Origin of the sequence: Candidatus Scalindua japonica, assembly GCF_002443295.1 — a bacterium.
In the GTDB taxonomy this organism is placed as follows: domain Bacteria; phylum Planctomycetota; class Brocadiia; order Brocadiales; family Scalinduaceae; genus Scalindua; species Scalindua japonica.
In genome coordinates, this window is the sequence record NZ_BAOS01000004.1 from 41,384 (window position 1) to 63,784 (window position 22,401).

A 22,401-nucleotide genomic window follows, 5' to 3' on the forward strand; every position below is an offset into this window, starting at 1 on the left:
ATAGAAAAATTCTAACTATTTCTCCAGTATAAAAAATGGCAAAACTTCTGATTGATTTAATAGAAACAGTAGATAATATAAGTAACAAAATAATTAAAGGTAAGAATGGCTATTACCTGCCTAAAATCACTTCAGATCAACTCAGTTTCGAGAGGCAACTCCAGGGTTTTTCTGGCGAATCTTCACCTGATAGCAAATTAAATGTTACTATTAAAAAATCACAAACTCATCTACTTGGTGAACAGGAGCATGCAGGATACTGGGCCGGTGTGCTTGAGGGAGATGTCGCATTAACCGCGGAATATTTAATGTTAATGCACTTTTTAAAGAGGATTGATACCAGAAAGCAGGAAAAAGCTATCAGGTATATAATAAGAAAACAGGAAAAAGACGGTGGTTGGAGTATATACCATGATGGTTTTAGTGATATCAGTATCTCTGTAAAATGTTATTTCGCGCTTAAATTAGCTGGTCATTCGAATGAAGAACCTTATATGAAAAAGGCCAGAGAGTGTATTCTGAGACTTGGTGGAATAATGAAGTGTAATACATTCACCAAGATATACCTTGCTATTTTTGGACAATTTGACTGGAGAGGCATTCCCGCATTACCGGTAGAAATAATCCTTCTGCCAAAATTCTTTTATTTTAACATCTATGAAATGTCATATTGGTCCAGGTGTATTGTCGTCCCTTTAGGTATTATAATGGCTAATAGACCAAGGAGTTTCATTGGTGATAAAGCGGCATTAGATGAATTATATGTGATACCAAAGAGTAAAGTCAGTTATCGACTGAAAAGAGACCAGAACAGGTTAACAATCAAGAATATGTTTATAAACTTTGATACTCTCCTTAGAAGATATGAGAATCAACCTATTCAATCTTTAAGGAAGATGGCTATTGATAAGGCGGAAAAATGGATGCTGGAACGCCTGGAAAAGTCGGGAGGCCTGGGGGCAATATGGCCATCTATGGTCAATTCATTAATGGCTATGAAATGCCTTGGGTATAAAGATGGAAACCCTGTTGTAGAAAAAGCAATAGAAGATATAGAGCATCTGGCAGTACATGATCATGATACTATGTTTTTACAACCCTGTGTATCACCTGTCTGGGACACGCCATGGGCGATTATGGCGCTCTTAAAATCCGGTTTGCCGAATGATCATCCAGCTTTAGTTAATGCAGGGGAGTGGATGCTCGAAAAGGAGGTCAAAAGCTTTGGGGATTGGAGTATGAAAAACCCTGTCAAGGAACCAAGCGGGTGGTATTTTCAACACGCAAATGAATTCTATCCGGATAATGATGATGCTGCGGTTGTAATGATGTCGTTGCAGCTGTTAGATCTGCCTGATAAGGAGCGCAAGAAACAGGCAATCCTGAGGGGTTTCAAATGGCTTATGGGTATGCAGTGTAATGATGGTGGGTGGGGTTCTTTTGATAAAAACAATAATAGAACAATTCTTAATAACATTCCTTTTGCTGACTGGAATGCACTCCTTGATCCCAGTACGAGTGATCTTACGGCACGTGTTCTGGATTTGATGGGTAAATTAGGATATGACATGGAATTTTCTCCCGCAAAAAAGGCCATTAAATTTTTGAAAAAGGAGCAGGAGAAAAATGGATCCTGGTTTGGTCGTTGGGGTACTAATTATGTATACGGAACATGGTCTGTACTATCCGGACTACACTCAATAAAAGAAGACATGACGAAGGATTATGTGAGAAAAGCGGCATCATGGTTAATAGATTTCCAAAATGAAGATGGTGGCTGGGGTGAGACGTGTAAGTCTTACTGGGACACATCTCTCAGCGCTATGGGCAGGAGCACCGCTTCTCAAACTTCCTGGGCAATATTAGCTCTCTTATGTACCGAAGAGAAAGATTCTGATGCAGTAAAAAAAGGTATTGAGTATTTAATAAATACTCAAAAAGAGGACGGAACATGGGACGAGGAAGAGTTTACCGGCACAGGATTCCCAAAGATTTTTTACCTCAGATACCATATGTATCGAAGCTACTTTCCTCTTCTGGCACTGAGTAGATATCGAAATTTGATTGAGTGATTTAGTTTTGTATGCATTTCATGCCCTGCTAAACCTCTCTTTCGAGAGACCAAGTCAAAAATATCACATCCTTCATGGAATAACGTATTGCACCAAATTCATTTATCTTACAAAGCATAATGTATCTTGTCTTTAACCCCTGCTTCCTCAAAAGCCTTCAGGCGGAGGAGGCAGCTTTGGCAGTGGCCGCAGGCCTTGTCATTGCGTTCGTAACATGACCATGTGAGCTGCAGGGGGGCTTGCAGTTCAAGTCCTTTTTTGACTATCTCGGTTTTGCTCATATTGAGCAGGGGGGTAATCACTTTTATGTTAGTTGATGGCTTTGTGCCCACTTCCACTAATTTATTATAGGCATCATAGTACTCAGCCCTGCAATCAGGATAATCCGGGCTGTCCTGTTGAACGGCGCCTATATATACTTTATTTGCGTTGATAACTTCAGCCCAGGAAACGGCTATTGATAGCAGGTGAGTATTCCTGAAAGGTACGTACGAAGTGGGAATTTTTTCATGTATAGTATCTTTATCTACAGGTATGTTGGGATCAGTAAGGCATGAACCTCCGATCTTCCTTAAGAAATCCAGTTCAAGTGCAAGGGTTCTTGTCTCAGGTATTTTGTAATATCTTGCGATAGAACGGAAGCAGTTATATTCTCTTGTTTGCGTCCGTTGAGCATAACCGACATGAAGCAGGGCGATGTTGTACTCCTCCCTGGCAATAGCCATGGTCACACAACTGTCAAGGCCGCCGCTTAAAAGGACTACGGCAAGATTTTTTGCTGACATATCTATGGATTTCATTTTTGTCTTTCTATAAGTAGGAGATTGTCCTCAAATAATTGGATTATTACTGTTTCGTGTTTTGATATCTGGATATCGGATGTTATCTATTATACACCTCTAATTTTATCCGGCCAGATAATCTTATGCAATTGAAGATGAAGGCGCACATCTAACCCATCTTTCAATATCCATCCGGCAAGGGTTTTTGGTTTAAGTTTTCCATATACAAACCCGAACAGCACGGTTGTTCTATCTGCTATTTTGTGTTTCTTTGTAATTCCCTTTGCCCATTCATAATCACTCTTAGATGATATTATGAATTTTACTTCATCTTTCTGTCTAAGTCTCTTAATATTTTTCCAGTCTATTTCCGGTTCCATTCTGCTGTCAGGACACTTGATATCAACGATCCTTACGACTCCTTCAGGTAATGTGTCAATGTTCAGGCTGCCGTTAGTTTCTATATAAATATTGAAACTGTCCTTATACAACAGATTTATCAGGTTGTTGATATTCTCCTGTAATAAGGGTTCTCCGCCTGTGATACAGACATTTCTGCACTCATAGCTATTAATAGTACCTATTATGTCACTAAGTGACATTTCAATTCCTTTATTATAGGCGTACGTTGTATCGCAGTACGAGCACCGTAAGTTGCAACCAGTAAGTCTGACAAATACACATGGGATACCGGCATAGGTAGATTCACCTTGAATACTCTTAAATATTTCATTGACCCGTATGTGATGCTCTTTTTTGCTCATAATGGTAATGCATTACCTAAGACTAATTTACAGCGGGATTTATACTACTGTTCTCAAATAATAAAAATGTAGAAAAATCGCCAACATAACATAAGATATCTTATCAGACGTTAACTATGTCAGGAAATAAAGACAAAAAACCATCTATTGCTAAGCCATGTTCATTTGGAGTACAGTGATTGTGACCTTGTTTTAATATACGTCATCACGGCCGTCTACCATTATTACAAACCCACCCGCAATCTGTATTTTACCTTAACCTCTTCATCTTTTGGTACATTAACATCAAACCTTATGGTAAAAGCATCTATTTTAGTATACGGATGGCTGCTGTTTATCACCGACCAGTTTCCTGACAGAGATTCCAGGATACTCACAACGACATCTTCTTTTTTACGGTTTTTAAGTGTGATTTCCCATTCTGATTCATGGCGTCTAGACGATTTCTGTTTATAATCTGTCTGTACTCGTTCCGCTACAATGTCAAATGCTTTACCTATTTTGAGACGAACCTCTTCATCTTTCGGTGTATGTTCAACCCTGTCCTCACCAATAAACAGTAAACTCCCCTCATCGTCCATCTTATACAACCGCATGATACCCCCAGGGATTGGGATTCCAAGGTTATTACCTTCGCTATTAACAAATTTGACATAAACGTTTACCGGTTGTTTCGGATTGTTTCCCCGGTATTGTCTCATAAAAATTCCTTGCGAGCCTTCAACTATGAACTCTTTCTGTGTCTTTACTTCTGAAGCCTCCAACAAGCTGACCTGTTTCGTCTGTTTGTCTTTGATGGTCGTCTTTCTCTGTAAATCATACATGTGGTATTCAAAAAATTCTTTTTCTTGAAACTGTGGCGCTGCCTGGACACTTTCCATCGAGTAATCCATCCTGACCGCTTTCCTTCTAGATGGTTGTGTGGCTCTGTGAACATCACCGGCAATCAACTTCAGTCGAGCATTATTATATGTAGCACCACTTTTGTTATCCAGCGTAACCCATCCTGATATATTCGAAGAGGTATCATCCTTGTTCAGTACAACTACATAGTCCGCTTTCCAGCTTATATTATTAGAAAGATATGAGACTTCAATATGGTGTTCTTTTGTAGAAGTGTTGTCATAAAGCCATGTTAATGTTGGCTTTGCAATAAGGTTTTCAGGTATTTCCGGTAGTACTTTGATACCTGGATGTCCTACAAAGATTTCATTATCAATTTTGTAAATTTGACCGTTGTTGTTACTCAGTAAGACTGCTTCTACAATCTCTTTCCTATCCTGATACTCGTTCCGGACTATAATTTTGATTTTTTTGCCTACATATTTGTCCAGAAGTTTATCAGCATTTATTAAGTCATATTCATAATTCTGTTCAACGACAGATAAGTCATTTGGATAGTTCAATGATTCTACATGGACCGTAACAGGCATTATACTAGACGCGACACCCATAAACCTTAACTCACCTTCACCGGAAGGTAACATGATCTTACGAGTATCCTTAATGATCCCGATGTTGTTATTGTATACTGCAACCTCCACACCTATCTGATCATCAATTGTACTTTTAGCGACCTCTACATTTTCTGCTTTTACTGTTGAGAAAAATGACATTACCACAAATAACGCTATAAGTAGCTTAACTTTCACGATACACCTCCCATTTTTTTCATAATCTCTTCATATTCCTGATACAGCGCTTCTTCTTCATTCCTTATTCTCGCATTAAGAGCAGTAAAAAGGCTTTCAAAATTTATCTGAAAATCTTTATTAATCGTTCCTTCAGAATATTTATCAAAAAATTCTAACACTACTCTGGATACATACTCCGGCTCTATTGCAAAAATTTCTAAATCTTTCTTCAGGTTCTTATTATGCTTTGTATTTTTCCTGAGAACAGGATAAAGCTCTTCGTTTTCCTCTCTAAGATGTTCAAGCAGATACTCTTTTGCGGACATGAGCTTAGACCTTCCCTCTTCCGAATGAATGCCAAGTTTTTTAACATCTTTGAGAATGGCTACGATCTCAGAATGTTCTTTCTTGAACTTTTCAATTAGTGCTGACATCTTTTACTCCTCTCAATACAGGTGTTTTATAGTACAACTTCCTATTGTAAGACCTGTTCAATTAACTGTTAACCCCCCCCCCTCCATTCTTTTATAGAAGGATTTCAGAATAAAAAATACTATTAGTTATGCTTTTTTTTGAATATTAAAAAATAGTGATATGGCATGAAGTTATGTTTTTCAACTAATTCAAAACCGGTCATTTCTAACTCTTTGATTACGGTGTATTCCGGCACTTTTACTTCTATCGAAGGGCCAAAAGGAGATTTCTTCGCAGGGTCCCAATCAATGATTGCGAATCTACCATAATACCGTAAATCTTTCTTTATATTTTCTAATATTAAGAAAGGCTTTTCCAGTTCGTGATATGTATTTGCAAGGAAGATTAGATCAAAAAAATTATCCAGAAGTGAAGGGTCTTCTACTTGTCCAAATACAACTCTAACATTCTTCAGATCGAGTGCCTCAACTTTCCTGGAGAGGTAATTAATCATCTCTATTTGAATATCTTCGGCAAAAACCAGACCCTTGTCCCCTACCCTTGATGCTAATGGTATAGTGAAATAACCGGAACCTGCGCCGATGTCAGCAACAATATTGCCTTCTTCAATATGCAATCTTCCCATGATTGCTTCTATATCCTGCCAATCCCTGGGTTCTTCAAGTAAGAAAATCTTGTCAGGAGGAAAAAGCTCTCCGGGAAGCCTTTCTTGTGCTGAAATATATGTGGAAAACAGAGACAGTAAAAGAGCCAGAAAAATTAATATATTTCGAATTGAAAATGGCAATCTATGTTTTATCATTCTGTCTAATACTCCACTCACCTGCTAAGCAGATAATACAAAAAGTCACTTTCTTGACTTTTTCTTTTTGGCCCTTACAACGATCGGTCTCTTCCCTTTACCTTCTTTCTTAAAAACATGTAAAATTATTTCAGCATCTTCAAAAGGAACTGTGATAAAGGAGAAATTATCAAATATTTTAACATCATCTATCTTGCCTTCTTCTATGTTGGCCTTCTGTTCCAATAATTTCAACAATTTACTACGTGTTATTGCGTCAGATTTACCAAGCGCAACAAATAGCCTTGCGGTTCCAGCCTTATCAACAGATATATCTTTGATTTCGCTGTAACTTTTTCCACTCAGTTCATCCTGATATGAATGTTTAAGAAGGGCGGCTATAATGGTTTCAGGATCCTGTTCATCCAGAAGCTCCTGTGCCATATTAATGTATTCACCGTGTTTATCGCCTTTAATAATATTTTTAAGCTGTGTTTTAATCCGTTTTTTCTTAGAATCAATGATATCTTTAACATTGGGTATTTTTTCTTTTCTAATGTCAGCTTTTGTTATTTTTTTAATAAATAAAAGTTTTCTGTACTCTTCCGGTGTAACAAATGTTATAGCGGTACCCTCTTTCCCCGCCCTTCCAGTCCTTCCTATTCGGTGGACATAATATTCAGGATCCTGAGGTAGGGAAAAATTAATTACATGTGTAAGGTCATTGATATCAATACCTCTCGCGGCAACGTCTGTAGCCACCAGAATATTAGTTCTTTTCCTTTTAAATTTATTCAATATTGTTTCCCTCTGATACTGAGATATGTCACCGTGCAGTGCGTCAGCATCATATCCTCGCTCAACCAGGCGCCTTCCTATTTTATCAACATCAACTTTGGTTCTACAGAATATCAGACCGTAGAAATCGTGCTCAATATCTATGATCCGGCATAGAGCATCAAATTTGTCCCCTGTCGATACTTCAAAATATATCTGGTCAGTCAGGTTAGCAGTTAACTGTTCTTTTTTAATTGCTACAAATTCGTAACCCTTCATATATTTTTTAGCTATACGTAATATTTCCTTAGGCATTGTAGCGGAAAAGAGCATTGTTATTTTTTCCTTGTTGGTAGCATTCATTATTATCTCTACGTCTTCAAGGAAACCCATATTCAACATTTCATCCGCTTCATCCAGAACCAAATGAGATACTCCTTGGAGATTCATACTCTTTCTTTTAATATGATCTATTACGCGGCCCGGAGTTCCTACCACTATATCAACTCTTTTCTTCAAACTTCTCAGCTGCAAGTCTATGGACTGCCCCCCATATATTGGCACTATATGTAATTTTCTACTCCCTTTTAATGAGTTTAATTCGTCAGAAATCTGAATTGCCAACTCCCTTGTTGGTGCAAGAATAAGAACCTGAGTATGCTTTGACTTTTCTTTTATCTGTTCAATAATGGGAAGTCCGAATGCGGCTGTTTTTCCCGTGCCGGTTTGTGCCTGACCAATCAAATCACATTCTCCCTTAAGCAGGATAGGTATTGATTTTTCCTGAATTGGAGTGGGTTCTTCAAACCCCTTCTTCTTCAGTGCCTTTAATGTTTGATCAGATAATCCCAGATTCTTAAACTTTTCTAATTTCTCCATTTTGTCTCCACAAAGGTTTTACAACTTTCTTTCGCGTAATATACTATAAATTGTTTGGTAATAGCTATTTAAATTTATTTATTCATATTAACATCAGCTTTCATCAAGGATTATAATTACCGTTAAGTCACTGACCCGTATTTTCATTATTGAAGATACATCAAATTCTCTAATTCTCTCTTTTTCTAAAGAAAGATTTTCGCAGACATATATCTTCCTGCTTTTTAAACCTGAATCTATTAATTTTCTGGCGATAAGCTTAACACTGTTAGCATTATCAGTTAAAATTGCAACTTTTTCATTTTCTATGATTTTTTTTACAACTGAAGCAAGCTTTCCTGATCGTCCCTGCAAACTTATAAAACATGCATCGTTCCAGGTCCTCCCTATTTTGGCAAATGCAAGCTGAACAGAACTTATACCGGGAATTACTTCGCAATTTTCAATACCTATTTTATCAATTATCAGTTTTGCATAACTGAAAAATCCCGGATCACCGCTTACAAGAACAACAACTCTTTTTCTTTTGCTTAATGACACAATTCTTGTAAGAAGTAATTTGTAATTATTGTTCAGCACATATGTATCTAGATCTGCGTCAGGAAATAGTGACAAAAGCCTTCTGCTGCCAATTAATACTTCAGCGCTGTTGATCTGCTGCAAGGCATAACCGGTTAAATATTTTTTAGAACCGGGACCACAACCAACAATAGTAATCTTGTTTATAAATTTTTTTGCCAAATCTTAAAACTCTTTATTCCTCTAATTAATTTAAATATAAAAAGCGTTGATCAGGATAACATCTCTCTTAACACTCATTTGATTACGTTTATTCTAACACGCGATTATGTTTTGCAAGGTTTATAAGGTTTCTGAGAAGAGATTCTTCCCCGCCTGACAATGTCTTTCGGGCAGGAGTCTTTCCTCCTTCAGAATGACATGCTTTCTTGTCAAGTCTGCCGTAGGCGGTAACTCTAGAAATCAGGTATTTTATAAAATATTCTTCCTGACGATGATTCATAGATTCCCTGTAAAAAATTGTTTCCACTAATCGAAAGATAGCCGCCAATCAATAAAAATGCAATACCCATGGTAACTGAAATTATTGCTGATACCATAACTATTTTTGCAGTACTGCGAATATCATCAATACAAACAGTTTTCTGAGGATCTCCTATAAATGGTTTGTTTGATAGCGTTTCATTGTATTTATATGGTCCACCCAGCCTGATACCTAACGCGCCGGCGATAGCGGCTTCAGGGATTCCACTATTTGGACTTGGATGTTTCTGACCGTCTCTCTTCACTATTTTCACTGAGTTAGAATAATCAGCACCGCAGATAAATGAAGCGATAGGTAGTATTATAGCAGCAATCCTTGCCGGAATAAAGTTAGCAATATCGTCAAGTTTCGCCGATGCCCAGCCGAAATTAAGGTATTTTTCGTTCTTATATCCAACCATGGAATCAAGAGTGTTAATTGATTTATATGCCATTGCCAGCGCGGGCCCACCAATAAAGGCATAAAACAGAGGTGCAATTATACCATCAACACTGTTTTCCGCTGATGTCTCAATGCATCCCGCAGCGACCTGCTGCTCATTGAGGTTGTGTGTGTCTCTCCCGACAATTCTGGAAAGTTTCTTGCGTGCGTTTTCCAGTTTGCCGGCTTTGAGCGCTTTCAATACATTACCAGTCTGCTTTAGTAGATCACGCGTGGACAATGAAAAGAAGATTATAAGAATGCTGGCAAGAATTCCGAGGGACCACCTTAATTCATAAAAAAAGATTAAGATCCGGTAAGTAACCAGATACGTACCCAGAACAATAATGAGAGTAAGAAATACACCCCCTACACGCTCTGAAGGCACCAGCTTGCGCAGTGTCATCTCTGTATATTCTATGCACACTCCTATCATCCTGACAGGATGGGGAAACCACCTTGGGTCACCTAAGAGGATGTCCAGAAGGAAGGCAAGGCCAATTTGTACCGGCAAATAATCATCCATAATATTTAATAATCTTGTAAATCAAATCCATATCTATATGTTTTCGAACTAAATCAGCAAGTTTATCGTATTGCTTCTCCTTATCATCTGTACTCAGCTCCTCAGGTGATATAGGAGAAAGGTCTTTATTTGTCCTTAGATGGTTAATAAGCTGAAACCGGAACTCAACATTGTCGAAAATACCGTGTAAGTATGTACCAATTATGTTTCCATCATTGGAGACTGCCCCATCATTCATACACACTTCCTTATCAGATCTTTCTATTATTTTTAAAAACGGTGATGTGCCGTTGAGTAGCTCCGTCTCCCCCATGTGGATCTCATAACCTTTTAATTCCTTTTCAGTATTTAAGTTTTTTAAGATATACGGCCCATTATCATAAAGTCTTGCTTTTACCTGATATGTATTCTTCTGTAATTTAAATAACGTGCTTACATCGATAAGTCCAAGCCCTCCTGTTTCACTTGTTTTTGATTCCGCATTTTCAGGGTCCCGGATCACTTTACCAAGCATCTGATAACCCCCGCAAATTCCGATAACCATAGTTCCTTTTTTTTCGAGTTCAATAATCGCATCGGCGATACCATTATCTTTAATAAATTTCAAGTCACTTATGGTGTTTTTGGTACCCGGTAAGATAATTAAATCCGGATTACCAATTGACTGGGCTTTATCAATAAACCTTACACGTATATCTTTTTCTCTCTTAAATATATCAAAATCGGTAAAATTTGAAATTCTCGGTAGTCTTATGACAACAATATCTATTTGAGCTTCTGATATTTTGAGGTTCGATGATTCCTGTCCTTTATTTCTTTTATCAAGGCTTACTGAATCTTCATCATCAATATCTATATCTGTAAAATATGGCAATACTCCTAATACTGGTTTCTTAATCCTCTCTTCCAGCATCTTAATTCCGGATTCTAATATTGCCATGTCACCTCTGAATTTGTTTATAATTATTCCAACCACCCTCTCTCTTTCATTGCTGTTCAGCAACTCCAGCGTACCCACTATCCATGCAAACGTCCCTCCCCGTTCAATATCTGCAACAAGTATTACCGGCGCATCAGCAATCTCTGCAATCTTCATGTTGACTATATCATTATCCTTAATATTAATTTCAACCGGGCTGCCGGCTCCTTCGATGACAATAATATCGTTTTTATCGCTTAATGATTCATATGCCTTCTTCGCAATATCCAGCATCAATTCTTTATTCTCATAATACTCATGAGCAGTCATATGCCTGAGCGGCCTGCCCATCGTTATAATCTGTGAGCCATTATTACCTGACGGTTTTAGAAGGACAGGGTTCATCTCTGCTTCAGGAAGGATACCCGCAGCCTCTGCCTGTGCGGCCTGAGCCCTCCCCATTTCTCTTCCATCTGCCGTCACATATGAGTTATTGGACATATTCTGCGCCTTAAATGGCGCCACATTCATGCCGTTTTGTCGAAAAATACGACATAATGCGCATACTAGAATGCTTTTTCCAACATCTGATCCCGTACCCTGTACCATGATGGCCTTTGCCATACAAAGAAAACTCCTCTAAACCATAAAACCTAAATGTAACAACATATTCCGCTAAGGAATGCAGGAGAAAATATACAGAACAAAGCCTTGGATTTTAAACTCTTCCTGTCATTCATGCTTTCCTATGGGGTATTATTGTTTTCTTTCTTCTTGTCGATCTTTGCGCTCTCAGCATCTTCCTGTACTCGGCACCTTTTGTCCTAGGAGTGGTGAGTGCTTTTTTAACGTTGTATCTTATCAAAAAAAAAGTATAAAGAGAAAGGGAAAACTACAATAGAAAAGAGAGCATCCACGTCTTAAAAAATATAATGTTTTACTTTAATACCAAACATTTGCCCTACCTTGAAAATAATAAGATCGATCTCAGCCCCTTACTGTGTCGCCCAAAAATAAACATCATCTGGCTCAACGGTACGAATATTATCTTCTATTACAAACCATTCCCATGATGCTCCGAAATGAGGATGACGTAGAATTTCCGCTTCCTTATTTAAGCCCAGCAAATAGTGTAATACACCGTTATCTCGAATATAAACTTTTGGTGACTTTACCTGATGCTTCTAAATATTCGCGTACCAGGGCTGAAGCTGGCGGACCATAAACACGCCGCTAAAAATATCCAAATACTTTCTAACCGTAGGCTCTGAAATTCCTAATGAAGAAGCAATAGGCGCTGCTTTCCATATTTGCGCGTGACTATTTGCAAGCATCGACCAGAAACGGTGTAATGTTACTGTGGGTATATCAATTCCCTGTTCTCTCAAATCCCGGTCAAGAAAGGTCCTGATAAAACTTTTTCTCCAGGCAAAACTATCTACATCATTTTTAGCGAGAAAAGACAATGGAAAACCACCCCGTACCCAAAATTGAGAGGCATTCCCTATTCCCACCTCCGCTAAACTAAAACCACCTACTTCAACAATCTCTTGACGACCGGCAAGAGATTCTGAGGATTGACGTAAGAGGCCAGGTGAAGCGCTTCCCAGAATAAGAAATTTTGCGGGTAGAGGCTTACGATCCAACAATACTCGTAATTCAGGAAAAAAACAAAAAGAACGCTCTTTCGTCTCTATTATTGACTTTATGATAAATATCATTTAGATTTTAATATGATTTATTCCCCATTCTGTAGTTGCTCGATTTATCGAGCTCCCCAGGGCCACCATACCTATGTCAGGCAACGAAATTTCAATGAATGGAGCAACTACGATTCACTGTCATCATTTACAATTCCTTTGCGGTCCCTGCTTGTGCCGTGAAGTTAAAGAACGGAGTTCTTTAACATGGCGGAAACCTGTTTACTGGGTATGTGCCCACCGTTATACAGGCGACATGACTTAAAGTTTGGCTTTATTACGGAACACGGGATATCCGTTTCGGGGTAACGTTTGTAAAAGACGTGAAACGGAAGTCGGACTGAGCCATAGTAGTGAAGGACTACATGGAGAAGAGGATAGACTGTCTTTTTCATGAGAATTCATATGGTTACAGACCATTGAAAAGTGCACATCAAGCCATAGATCGAGTCAAACAGAACTGCTACAGGTATGACTGGGTGATAGATATGGACATATTAACCCGGCAATTAAATAGATTGACTATGCAGCATACGCAATTTTTGGATGTTTAAAGTATTTCCTTACTCTGCCCGGAGACTTTTGAAGTTTTCTCAGATGAGATATTGCCTTATTCTTGAGTTGCTCTTTTGTTCTTGCAGGCGTTTTGGAATGTACACCTGCTTTTAAATCACAATTTAAATACTCATCTGGATTTAACTCCGGGGAGTAAGAGGGTAAAAAGAAAACCTCTATTTGCTCTTTATGCTTTTGTCGCCAATTCCTTACAATGTGACTATGATGAACCTTTAAATTATCAAGAACCAGAAATATCTTTCTTGTTGAATCTTTGATAAGGCGTTTCATAAATTTTATAAGAGTACTAGAATTCATTTTATCCTTATATACCATAAATCTTACCTTGCCTTGATTCGTAACTGTAGAAATCAAATTCACCCGTTTGCACCTGGGGTGAAGACGAATCGCGGGTGTTTGCCCTCGTGGTGCATAGCTTCTGCCGTGATAACTGTCATTACAAAGTCCCGTTTCATCTCCCCAGTGGATTTCTGCTTTTTCTTTTTTAGCTTTTTGTGCAATTGCAGGATACTCTTTATCCAGCCATTCATTAACGGCTTTAGAATTCTGCTTGTAAGCTCTGCGTAATGGCTTTTGAGGCGTAAAACCCCATCGTTTTAAATATTCACCTACAGTTCGTACCGGCATATCAAAGCAACAGAGTTGTTTGATTAACTGCTGAACTGCTTTACGAGTCCACAATGCAAAAGAAAATTTAAGCTGATCAGGACACTTCTCATAAATAATTTTCTGGATTTCTCTTTCTCGCTCCGGGGTCAATGTTCGGCAGTTACCCACTCGTCTACCCCTTCTCTTAATTTGAATAGCTTTAGCACCTTTACGCTGATAAGCTTTACACCATCTGGCAATAGTATTTAGATGAATACTGGTAATCTCTGATATTTCTCTGTAGGTTTTTCCAGACTTTCTGAGTCGAATTGATTGGTTACGTATTTGTTGCTGGGTTTCTGTTGAAAGTTTTCGTGCATCGATATTTTCCATGCAGCAATTATAACATATCCAGAGAAAATTTCAATGTATTTAATTGCCGGGTTAATAAGCAAGTTCTTTGATGAAATAGATCATGTGCTGATGCTAAAAGCAGTGGAGTATGTTTCAGAGGAGAAATGGGTAAAGATGTATGTTGAGAGATGGTTAGGTATGCCAGTACAAAAGCAAGATGGCACACTACAGTCAAAGGCCGGGAAGGGAACGCCGCAAGTGCGCTGCAGGCGCACAATTAAAGCAGCCTTTGCTCCATAAAGATTGAGCCTAAGCTATGCAAATGATCAAGGAATCGACCCTTCGGTATCGGCATTCAGGTGTCGGTATCAAACCACTTCAAGCAGCTTCTGTAAAGAGCAGTGGTCGTGAGCGTTGAAAAAAGTTAGAATATAATCTGGCGAGGTATGAGTTAGAAAGACGAATGAAACTGAACCTCTGTTGATCCATCGTAAAGCCTATAGTGACATCAAAACCATTGCTATTTGTGGGGCGATGGGATAAGCCTACAAGAAACCTGATTACTGAGTAGATGGTGTTCGGTGTGCGCAGGAGGCGTGAGTCTGGTTTGGGCGTTTGTAGGGAACTGCAGGAAGCAGTCGCTTGGATGATAAGGGAGAAATTCAAGGGGAATAAACCCAAGAATGAGAGTACCGATGCCAAGAACTGTGGCAGAGCTGTCTGTACTAGCGATGAAGTTTTTGTAATGAAAATGGAGCAAAGAGGCAATGTCAAATATTTAACACCAGCTTTTTTATTCAATACCGCTATTATTTGTTGTCGCTTAAATCACCCGAATTGGAATCAATCAATGGAATAAAATTAACAATATCTGCTTTAAGTCTATCACTAATACCTTCAAGCGCCCGGCCTTGAAGATTTTGTAACTTAAGCGCCATGCTTCTCGCGGTAGTACTATCAAGATGTCGTGATAAGAAATGCATCAACACAATCCGTGCTTCAGCCGGAACAGTTACAGAATAGGTGGCCTCAAATGTAAAATCAAATGTAAAATCTCCTGTTGTTTCCGGGAATGAAAACTTAAATGTATTATTTGATACAGACGCCGAGATCCCATTTACTTCTACAGTAGCATTGTTCACATTTACCGTACCTTTGACAATATCGTTTATACTGCCAGTTACCGTTATAGGAGATGCAGTGGCCACATATCCATCTTGAGGAAAGGTAATGTTTTCATTAGGAGGTGTGGAATCAAAATGTATATTAACATGAGCGGTACCTACGTTGTTAGCAGTATCAATAGCGGTAGCCGTAATTATATTTCCGCCTTCTTTAAGTGTGATACCGTCAACACTGAATGTACCACCTCCAATAGAGGCGTTAACTCCATTTACTGTAAGTGTTGCATCCGGGTCGACCACCGTACCTTCTACCGTAATCGGAGAGCTGCCTACAGTAGTAAAAGTAATTGGTGAAGTGATTGTTACTTTAGGAGGAACAGTATCTTCGTCAACCTCGCCGTTGCAGTTATCGTCAATACCATTATTAAGTATCTCAGTAGCACCTGGATATACTTCAGGATTGCTATCATCACAGTCGTCCTTTGTGCTTGAACATGACCCTTTTGTAGTGTGTCCGTCACCATCTGAATCAATGGTCAGTCCATCGTCTTCCTGGCCATCACAATCATTATCCAGTCCATCACAGACCTCTGCCGCGCCGGGATGGATATTCGGGTTGGTATCGTCACAATCGTCACCGCCATCCTCCACTGCTATATGGCCATCGCCATCATCGTCCGCGCCTCCCCCGGCAAATGTTGCGTCAATTGCCCAGCTGAGATTGGCTTCATTATAGGGATACCTTCGGTCGACCCTGACAGTGAATGTGTCAGTGGCCCCTGCCGTGATATCACTAAAGGTAAGATGCCCCTCTATTACGGTAGTTGTCGCGACAAGGCTGGTCAAGTCCGCGCTGACACTCAGGGCATCTTCCGTGCCGGCGTTGGTAATGTCCGCGCGAAAGGTATAGTCATAATCTGTGCGGCCAGCCCTCGTTTTACTGACAAGTTGGTAGTTGCCGATAGTAAGGCTTTCTGGATTAGTTCCGGAAACATCTGTATTTGACACCTTTTGGATGGATTAAGCTTATTAATGTATCTACCACATTTTCACTCCCCATCTGGCTTATTGCCATGACCGCCTTAGTACGCAATAAGGTATCTTCATGTCTGTTCTTTATTATCATCATAAGATGTTTAAATGCCAATTCATCATTGAAACCACCCAAAGCTATAATAACATCTAACCTGACATTATCTCCCCTGTTCTTGAGCACCTTAATCAGGTTTAACAGCGCCTTTCTATTACCAAAATGGCATAATGACTGAATCGCGCCAGACCGTACTGTATCGTCCTCGTCTTTATCAAGTAATACCTTTACTAAAGTGTCAAAGACCCTGTTATTTTTAAAACTCCCCAAAGCCAGCACTGTTTCCCGCCTTACTTCATTATTGCCATCAACTATTTTTTTACTTAATGGCTCTATCGCTCTTTCATCCTTTAAAACACCCAGACATCTCACTGCTTCTTTTCTGATCTCGTAATTATCATCTTCTAGTAAGTCTATAAACATTGCCGGATCCTTATTGATTTTAACCAGAGATGAAAGAGCGCTCAACCTCACACGCGCATCTTCATCTTTATTTTTTATAACTCCCAATAAAACGTTAATGACCTTCCTGTTCTTGAATGACCCTAGCGATATAATTGCCTGCCTTTTAACTTCGATGCTACTGTCGTCCAGCATATTTACCAGGTATGGAATTGATTCACGGCCTTTCAATACACTAAAAGCCATTGTTGCTTCCTTACGAACTTCACAGTTTTTGTCTTGCATGGCATCTTCAATACGAGACAGCGCCTCTTTGTCTCCAATGGTGCTTATTGCTTTAACAGCCATTTGCTTTACTCCATCATCGTTGTCCGATAAAGCCTTTATCAAATAGCTGTTAAACTGCCTCTCTTTAATTAATCCAATCGCCTTTATCACCTCAATACGTACCATTGGGTCATTATCATTCATTGCACTTAATAAAGGTTCAATGGACGGTTTCTTTTTAAACACTACCCCTTCTTCATTTTCAAGCAGGGCTATAAATACAGAGGCAGCCTTTTGCCTTATCCGCCTGTCATCATCATTTAATGCTTTTATTAATGGTTCAACGATAATGTCACTATCTAACCGGTTTAAAGAAATTATGGCTGTAGCTCTTACAGAGGCATCTTCATCATTATCCCTTAATACCCTTATTAAGGATTGAATAGCCCTTTTATCTCTTAATAACCCTAATGTTAATGCCGCATCCCTTCTTACCTCTTTATTGGTGTCATCCAGTACCCTGGTTACTGGTATACAGGCCCGATAGCTCTCTGAAAACCCCAACGCCCGAATTGCCTCCTGTCTCACAACAGAATCTTCATCTTCTAAAGCCATTATAAGTGGAGCAATGGCTAATCGTTTTCTCTCGACAGAAGATTTACGGATTGTCTGTTCTTCCTTCATCAGAAAACCTAACGTAGCTATTGCTTCCCTTCTTACTCCCACATCGCTATCCTCCATGGCAATAATAATCGGTCCAATGGCTCGGTCATTGTCAAAATGTTTTAGTGCCTTTACCGCTTCCCTCCTCACCTCCGTATCCTCGTCCTGTAAACATTTCAGTAAAGCTTTAAGCGCTCTCTCATCACCTGTTTTTCCAAGAGCTGACAACGCCTGCTGTCTTACCTCAGAACTCATAAATTCTTTATTATGTTTTGTAAGACTTTCAGTTCCGGGTAAATGTTTATAACCTGCCTTTTTAACTGCTTCAACAACACTGAATTTCCTGTCTCCCTCAACTATAGCAACAAACTGGTTTGATTTTACCTTCTTGAATGACTCTATAATTCCACTGGGCCATCTTATTTCAACACTGTCAGCCTTGTCGAGAGAGCCAAGACCAAAATTCAACCTCATATCACTTTGAGATAAATATCCGGAGCCGCTTCTTACTTCCTTTGTCTGGCATACTGTGCCTGTTATCACCTTTACCTTTGCCCCTATAGCATCCCGGTTACTCCTTGTACCTTTTAGTTTAATATTAAGCCAGTTGCCGGCATTACCACCTTCGTTCTTGAGGAGAGAGGCATATGTGTTATTGTTTACTATAAAGAGATCTATGTCCCCATCGTTATCATAATCACCCATGGTAACACCCCTACTCGAATCCATGGGCCTTAATCCGTAGCCAACACTACCTGAGACTTCAAGAAAAGATCCGTCACCATTATTTCGAAAGAGCTGGTTCTTTTGACCTATAGTTGATCTCGGATTATCGAAATCAGGCATTCCATGCCCATTGGCAACAAAGATGTCTAGATGTCCATCATTATCGTAATCAAAGAAATCAGCACCCCAGCCAAAGTATCCCACACTTACATCTTCGCCCAGACCTGCATCCATCGTAGCATTAACAAATTTATTATGAGTATATAGTCCAGACTGTCCTCTTCCATCTAAAATGGTGTTTTTATAAAGTATATTTGTATCTTCCTGGGTATAGGTAGAGAATATATCCATGTCTCCATCATTATCATAATCACCTATGGCCGCCGCCATTCCGCTCATGGGAGAATCCACACCAAGTTTACCTCCGATGTCCGTAAAATTTCCGTTACCATTATTCAGGTACAGAACATTACGAGATTTATCATTGGTAATATAGATGTCCTGATTGCCATCATTATTAACATCAGAGAATACTACACCCATACTTTTACCTGGTGAGTTACCCACACCAGCTTGATCAGTCACATCCATGAAAGTCCCATCACCATTATTTCGATAAAGTACATTACGTTGACCTTCAAAGAGTTTTGCATCCATTAACAATGGCATATCTATCTTATACGCACTGTTTGGTTCACCGGGATTCATCGTTTTGTCAAACACAAGATAATTGGCAATGTATAAGTCCAGATTTCCATCATTGTCATAATCGCCCCAGGCTATGGAAGTCCCCCATCCCTCATCTCCAACTCCCGCCTTTTCTGTAACGTTCGTGAAAGTCCCATCCCCGTTATTATGGTATAAGACATTTGCGCCATAGTTTGTAACATAAAGATCAGGATTCCCATCATTATCATAATCACTAAAGGCACAGCCCATACCCCATCCTTTATCTCCAACACCGGCTTTTTCCGTAACATCCGTGAAAGTCCCATCGCCATTATTATGATAGAGCGTGTTATATGGATCCTTAGACCACCACCATTTCTTTCCATAATAATGAGTGTATCCGGCTCCATTTACAGAGTATATATCCACAAAGCCATCATTATCATAATCTGCCATACACGCACCTGAACCGATAACCTCTGATATCGCGTTTAACATCTTCCCCCCCTGTGTGTGAAAGAATTCAATGCCAGACTCCAACGTGACATCTTTAAACACGATACCTGTTGATTTATCACTACCATCCTTTCCAGATTTGTCATCAGAGAGAGTATCACTCATGGAGCCCAATGTTTTTTTCCCCGCACTGCTTATATCTTCAACCTCACCCCTTGATACATGTTTAATGATTACTATGCCGGTTGCAATGAATAGGATTACAAAGATAAAACCTGGATTAAGCAGAATGCGATAGAGAGAAGCTTTTATCATTAAATTATCCGACCACTCCAAACCTCTCCTTTAAAAGGAGGGAAATTAAATTATTGAGGCCTTCATGTCTCACATTAGTTACCTGAATATGACATCTGCTGTTTCATTTCTTCCTGATCAGGCCTCATCCTCACAGGTATACTGACGGTTGCTCTTGCCATATCGATCACTGGTAGCCTTATGTCCTCATCCTCAAATACCCAGTCCGTAAACCACTTATTGAAACGCCTGTATCTCAGCTTTGCCATAACCGTAATATCTCCCTTTACCCAATAAGGTACAACAAACTTATGTGATGAAAGATCGGTCTCGCCCGGCATAATCTTCTTTTTATAGGCGCTCCCAATCATATGCCAGAGATTATGTTTATCTACCAACCTTCCTTTACGGTCAACACCAAGGGTAAAAAAGAACCTTGTATTCTCCTTTTCCACATAATCATCATCATCAACCTTCCCTGACCAGAAAATAACGTTATTCTGTCCGTCTACCACCTTTACTTCAAGCCAGGACTCATAAATGTCAAGAGGGCCGTTGGGAAAGCCATGTCCGGCGCCCGCATTGGTAAGCATCACCTTCAGGTCCACTTCCTGACCCATGGTTACATAGGGAGCAGGCTCTGATAGCTTGTATATCTCATTATCAACAAATGCCGTATTTCTGGACGCATTGTCATCTCTGGGTTGAAACACCGTAATCAGCATCTTACGCCCTTTCAGCCAGTCTCTTGTAAGTTCAAATTGTTCCTTATCACCATCCAGCCACGGTATGGCCGTATTAGCGGCAATAAACCTGTGGGACCTCACCTTTCCATCAGAACCTGCCGATGGGTCGTCTGAGTCTACAAGAGGCATGTGACAGTCCCTGCACAGTTTTACTTCATCTCTGTTAAACCCCTTGTCGTTTCTACCGGAATAGTGACTGGAGAGCCATTCTCCATATTGGTCCTGAAGTTTTACCCACCCCCATCTGTTTGGTTCATTTATATACTGTTTGTGACACGTTGCACAATATTCAGGAGAGTCGTAAAATTCCTTTGAATACTCCTTCCTGTGCATATCCGGTGCGGTCTTTATCAAGAGGTTATTAACCGTTTCATAAAACCACCCCTCCCTGTTCTCAAAGATATACCTTTCAGGAGGTGTTAAGAGATAGCTGCCACTCCCCTTTAAATGCCTGATTTTAGAGATAGCGTGGCAGACAATACACGATGAGCCCTCTTCACTGTACTTGGTATCAAATCCCTCACCCGGGTTAATACCACCGGAGAGCAGGGCTACCGGGTCATGGCAACTGCCACAATATCGTGTTGCCTCTTTCCCCTCAGTCTCAACAAAATACTCTTCAGCTTTTCGGTAAAAGACATCTGTTGATGAGTAACGGTGCGCGGAAGAGTACCACTGTTTGTAGATATCTTCATGGCATCCAACACTTGAACACGATCGTGAATTACCCAGCAGTCTGGCATCGATAAACTCACCGGAAGCCGTCATCGCTTCACCGGGATAAAATGGATTATCGCCATATTTCATTGTATACGCTTCTGTTCTGCCGTTTTTATACTCAATTCCTCTGTATGTAACTGACAGTAATGCAACTACCAGAAAAAGAGCAAGGCAAGAGGCAGTGGTTACTATCAATACCTTTCCGGTATCAAAAGTGTTAGGATAATTTACATTTGCAGCGCTTTCTCTTTTTCCATTTGCCCATCTATCTCCAAACCGGGCGGTTACAATATGTGCAACAATAATGAATATACTGGCAAAGCCCACCCATGAATGAACGTAAGACACCCAGTAATTACCTTTTTCAAACCCGACAAATGTCTGATAAGTTCCAGTAGCACATGCTATGGCAATAACAATAAAGCTTAACATCCCGACTGTTTTTCCCCTCAAATTCTTTTTATCCTGAACATCATATGAATGAATAAAAAGGTAAATGGCAAGAGGTATTATCAGAGCAAGACCAATGAATATATGAAAAAGGAGTGAATATTGATAAAAGATAGAAAAGCTATGACTAAAATACAGATAAAGTCCTCCGGCAAAATCAAATGCAATGAGGGATGCTATGATCAAAAATACAATTAAATTCCATGATGCTGAGATTTTATTTCTAACCATGATTGTTGTGAAGAAAAAGCGTTGTATTTAAATTAGCGACTTAAATGTATCTTATTGTATTACATAAAATTAAAAGGGAAATTTCTTATTCCCATAGTTATACAAATTTCTGATGAGTGTCCGCGACGCATATTATGCACACTGCAACCATACCGTTAAGCGGTATACATTTCAAGTGGATTTTCTTGTTGATTTATCTTGTTTATACAATTTTTCTGTCAGGAAAACAGATACTTTTCACCTGATAGATAAATACTGTTTCAGGTGAATACCCCTCAACATTTTTTTCTACC

15 protein-coding genes and 1 pseudogene are annotated in these 22,401 nt (G+C 39.4%); 2 read left to right on the forward strand and 14 right to left on the reverse strand.

Features of this window, described 5'->3' with window-relative positions:
* The first annotated feature begins 35 nt into the window (after nucleotides 1-35).
* Nucleotides 36-2,072, forward strand: a complete 2,037-nt coding sequence (gene shc, locus SCALIN_RS02390; protein WP_096892673.1) for a squalene--hopene cyclase — start codon at nucleotides 36-38, stop codon at nucleotides 2,070-2,072.
* A gap of 107 nt (nucleotides 2,073-2,179) precedes the next feature.
* On the opposite strand, the gene queC is transcribed toward shc, so the two are convergent.
* The 11 genes and pseudogenes from queC to SCALIN_RS02455 all read right to left on the reverse strand — a co-directional run bounded on the left by queC (nucleotide 2,180) and on the right by SCALIN_RS02455 (nucleotide 14,309).
* The gene (gene queC / locus SCALIN_RS02395) at nucleotides 2,180-2,872 is read right to left on the reverse strand and encodes a 7-cyano-7-deazaguanine synthase QueC (protein WP_230406543.1); all 693 of its coding nucleotides are present in this window, start codon (nucleotides 2,870-2,872) and stop codon (nucleotides 2,180-2,182) included.
* Between the two features lie 89 nt (nucleotides 2,873-2,961).
* Entirely contained in the window at nucleotides 2,962-3,618 is a 657-nt protein-coding gene (locus SCALIN_RS02400) for a radical SAM protein (RefSeq protein WP_096892674.1), read from the reverse strand.
* 224 nt (nucleotides 3,619-3,842) lie between these two features.
* On the reverse strand, nucleotides 3,843-5,270 hold the full coding sequence (locus SCALIN_RS02405) for a DUF4139 domain-containing protein (RefSeq protein WP_096892675.1): 1,428 nt from the start codon (nucleotides 5,268-5,270) through the stop codon (nucleotides 3,843-3,845).
* Nucleotides 5,267-5,686, reverse strand: coding sequence for a hemerythrin domain-containing protein (locus SCALIN_RS02410; protein ID WP_096892676.1), 420 nt, complete (start codon nucleotides 5,684-5,686; stop codon nucleotides 5,267-5,269). Before SCALIN_RS02410 ends, SCALIN_RS02405 begins: the two co-directional genes overlap by 4 nt.
* 122 nt (nucleotides 5,687-5,808) lie before the next feature.
* Nucleotides 5,809-6,489, reverse strand: coding sequence for a class I SAM-dependent methyltransferase (locus SCALIN_RS02415; protein WP_096892677.1), 681 nt, complete (start codon nucleotides 6,487-6,489; stop codon nucleotides 5,809-5,811).
* A gap of 45 nt (nucleotides 6,490-6,534) precedes the next feature.
* Nucleotides 6,535-8,124, reverse strand: coding sequence for a DEAD/DEAH box helicase (locus SCALIN_RS02420; protein WP_096892678.1), 1,590 nt, complete (start codon nucleotides 8,122-8,124; stop codon nucleotides 6,535-6,537).
* Between the two features lie 93 nt (nucleotides 8,125-8,217).
* Nucleotides 8,218-8,865, reverse strand: a complete 648-nt coding sequence (cbiE, locus tag SCALIN_RS02425) for a precorrin-6y C5,15-methyltransferase (decarboxylating) subunit CbiE (RefSeq protein WP_096892679.1) — start codon at nucleotides 8,863-8,865, stop codon at nucleotides 8,218-8,220.
* Between the two features lie 233 nt (nucleotides 8,866-9,098).
* Complete coding sequence (gene cbiB, locus SCALIN_RS02435; RefSeq protein ID WP_096892681.1) at nucleotides 9,099-10,133, reverse strand: adenosylcobinamide-phosphate synthase CbiB; 1,035 nt, start codon at nucleotides 10,131-10,133, stop codon at nucleotides 9,099-9,101.
* Nucleotides 10,126-11,676: a cobyric acid synthase gene (locus tag SCALIN_RS02440; RefSeq protein WP_096892682.1), complete on the reverse strand. Its 1,551-nt coding sequence runs from the start codon at nucleotides 11,674-11,676 to the stop codon at nucleotides 10,126-10,128. The genes cbiB and SCALIN_RS02440 overlap by 8 nt, the downstream gene beginning before the upstream one ends.
* 371 nt (nucleotides 11,677-12,047) lie before the next feature.
* Nucleotides 12,048-12,773, reverse strand: a pseudogene (locus SCALIN_RS02445) (ATP-binding protein).
* Nucleotides 12,774-13,274: 501 nt separating this feature from the next.
* Nucleotides 13,275-14,309 carry an IS630 family transposase gene (locus tag SCALIN_RS02455; RefSeq protein WP_096892683.1) on the reverse strand — a complete coding sequence of 345 codons (1,035 nt, stop codon included), beginning with the start codon at nucleotides 14,307-14,309 and terminating at the stop codon, nucleotides 13,275-13,277.
* Nucleotides 14,310-14,342: 33 nt separating this feature from the next.
* Between SCALIN_RS02455 and SCALIN_RS02460 the strand changes: the two genes are divergently transcribed.
* A complete protein-coding gene (locus tag SCALIN_RS02460; protein ID WP_203415313.1) occupies nucleotides 14,343-14,570 on the forward strand; it encodes a hypothetical protein in 228 nt (75 codons plus the stop codon).
* Between the two features lie 509 nt (nucleotides 14,571-15,079).
* Here the strand turns inward: SCALIN_RS02460 and SCALIN_RS02470 are convergent.
* The 3 genes from SCALIN_RS02470 to SCALIN_RS02480 all read right to left on the reverse strand — a co-directional run bounded on the left by SCALIN_RS02470 (nucleotide 15,080) and on the right by SCALIN_RS02480 (nucleotide 22,063).
* Nucleotides 15,080-16,402, reverse strand: coding sequence for a MopE-related protein (locus tag SCALIN_RS02470; RefSeq protein ID WP_096892685.1), 1,323 nt, complete (start codon nucleotides 16,400-16,402; stop codon nucleotides 15,080-15,082).
* The gene (locus SCALIN_RS02475) at nucleotides 16,374-19,982 is read right to left on the reverse strand and encodes a sister chromatid cohesion protein PDS5 (RefSeq protein ID WP_096892686.1); all 3,609 of its coding nucleotides are present in this window, start codon (nucleotides 19,980-19,982) and stop codon (nucleotides 16,374-16,376) included. The genes SCALIN_RS02470 and SCALIN_RS02475 overlap by 29 nt, the downstream gene beginning before the upstream one ends.
* A gap of 74 nt (nucleotides 19,983-20,056) precedes the next feature.
* Nucleotides 20,057-22,063 (reverse strand): multiheme c-type cytochrome, encoded by a 2,007-nt coding sequence (locus tag SCALIN_RS02480; protein WP_162532115.1) that lies wholly within the window; start codon nucleotides 22,061-22,063, stop codon nucleotides 20,057-20,059.
* Between the last annotated feature and the right edge of the window lie 338 nt (nucleotides 22,064-22,401).